At 43.1% G+C, this 1,002-nt stretch carries 2 protein-coding genes; both read right to left on the minus strand.

The genetic code is table 11. From position 1 onward, the window contains the following. Positions 1–370 (minus strand): transglycosylase SLT domain-containing protein (locus C228_RS0113030; RefSeq protein WP_018653021.1); only part of this gene is annotated, 370 nt, incomplete at its 3' end. A 2-nt stretch (positions 371–372) separates the two neighbouring features. Next, a complete protein-coding gene (locus C228_RS0113035; protein WP_018653022.1) occupies positions 373–738 on the minus strand; it encodes a putative holin in 366 nt (121 codons plus the stop codon). Positions 739–1,002: the final 264 nt, after the last annotated feature.

Here is a 1,002-nt window from a genome sequence, read left to right on the forward strand (position 1 = left end):
CACATTCGGTATGTGCGCTAATACGTTGATAAAGCCAGTAGTCATAGCGCACAAGGGCACGTAATGCCCAGCTAGGATTGTAAGGTTGGTTATTTACCAGCTCCGGGTAAAGGTTGGCAATCCAATCGGCGGTTTGGGGCATAAACTGTGCCAAACCTTGCGCACCGACAGGTGAGAGTGCGGTGATATTCCACTGTGATTCTTGATGGATTTGCGCGGCAAACAGGGCTATCGGGGCTTTTAAACCCCAGATAGCATAACCGTTGCGGATCAACTCACGCTGGTATGGTTTGGCGTCATGTGGTACGGATTGCGCTGCAAACGGGCAAAGCAACATCACGACAACCAATAAACGACGGATAAATCGCATATTTAAAGCCCCAACGTAACGCCTAACATGACCGCACCGACAATTAATGCGCGGCGCAATACCACAATGGCAAAAATAAGTTCATAACCTTTATGAACCGGATATTCAACACCGGAAATTAATTTCCCTTTATTTTTAATGCGCTCTTTCCAATTTATCGTCAAATAGTTACCCGGACTGGCATACGGAAACAGTGCGCGGTCTAAGTGATAGCCGATAATGGCAGCAATCGAAACAAGGGAGAGTTTATACAACACCACTGGAACCTGCTGTGGTGAAGTTAAGCCGATAATAATCAGCAAAACTAAGGCAGAAATTACCCAAGACAGCAAACGACCTTGTTTTAATGCGTTAAAAAAGCCTTTCATAATATACTCCTTAAATAAAAATTGATTGGTTGACTCAGGCTTTTTGAGTGTAGCTATTATCAGCGGATAAGTATTTTGGACGCGGCTAGAATAAAAGTGCGGTGGGTTTTGGTTATGATTTGGCATGAAGACAAAGGAGTAACAATGACTTACCAACTGTTTGCTCCAAACAGCAAGTCTTATGACCAGACATATCTACCCATTAATCATAAAAGGATAAAACCATGAAACAAACCAAACTGACACCGGAATATATCAAATCAT

The sequence above is a fragment of the Actinobacillus capsulatus DSM 19761 genome, assembly GCF_000374285.1.
Taxonomy (GTDB): Bacteria; Pseudomonadota; Gammaproteobacteria; order Enterobacterales; family Pasteurellaceae; genus Actinobacillus; species Actinobacillus capsulatus.